The sequence below is a fragment of the Bacillus sp. LR_5 genome, from assembly GCF_042709275.1.
This window is the reverse complement of sequence record NZ_JAVAXX010000669.1, coordinates 1-804: the sequence shown is the minus strand read 5'-3', so window position 1 is coordinate 804 and position 804 is coordinate 1. Positions and strand designations below refer to the sequence as shown.

At 41.7% G+C, this 804-nt stretch carries 2 protein-coding genes and 1 pseudogene; all 3 read right to left on the bottom strand.

The window, feature by feature from the left end; all coding sequences use genetic code 11:
* Positions 1-278: 50S ribosomal protein L24 (rplX, locus tag RAC86_RS39395; protein WP_377887037.1), on the bottom strand; the 278-nt coding region annotated here is incomplete at its 3' end.
* 36 nt (positions 279-314) lie between these two features.
* Positions 315-683, bottom strand: coding sequence for a 50S ribosomal protein L14 (rplN, locus tag RAC86_RS39390; protein WP_003225805.1), 369 nt, complete (start codon positions 681-683; stop codon positions 315-317).
* Between the two features lie 40 nt (positions 684-723).
* Positions 724-804: pseudogene (gene rpsQ / locus RAC86_RS39385) on the bottom strand (30S ribosomal protein S17); the annotation flags it as partial.

The following is an 804-nucleotide window of genomic DNA, read 5'->3' as shown; positions in this document are numbered from 1 at the left end:
ACACGAACTTTTTTGCCATCTTCCACTTTGTATCCTACGCGAGTCACTTCACCTGTTTTAGGATCGAGCGGCATAACGTTTGATACATGAATTGGCGCCTCTTGATTAGAAATACCGCCTTGAGGGTTAGCTTGAGTTGGTTTAGAGTGTTTCTTCACCATGTTCACACCTTCAACTAAAACGCGGTCCTTTTTAGGGAAAGCAGCAAGGATTGTTCCTTGTTTGCCTTTATCTTTACCAGAGATAACCATTACTTTATCGCCTTTTTTAACATGCATCCTGATCGCACCTCCTTGACTAAGGCATTTATTTCATTAGATAACTTCTGGAGCTAGAGAAACAATTTTCATAAAGTTGTTTTCACGCAATTCACGAGCAACTGGTCCGAAGATACGAGTTCCGCGTGGGCTCTTGTCGTCACGGATGATAACACATGCATTCTCATCGAAGCTGATGTATGAACCGTCACTTCTGCGCGCTCCGCTTTTAGTGCGAACGATAACAGCTTTTACGACTTCACCTTTTTTGACAACGCCTCCTGGTGTTGCTTGTTTAACCGTGCAAACAATTACATCACCAATATTAGCTGTTTTACGTCCAGAACCACCAAGAACTTTAATAGTAAGTACTTCACGTGCGCCAGAGTTGTCAGCTACTTTTAAACGAGTCTCTTGTTGAATCATTATTTGTTACCTCCCTTCGGAAAAAGAATTCCGAACTTTATTAGATAATAACAGCTTCTTCGACAACTTCAACTAGACGGAAACGCTTAGTTGCAGACAATGGACGAGTTTCCATGATCTT

Excerpts from the sequence above, each read along its gene's own strand:
- rplN (WP_003225805.1), bottom strand. The coding sequence starts at position 683 with ATGATTCAACAAGAGACTCGTTTAAAAGTAGCTGACAACTCTGGCGCA.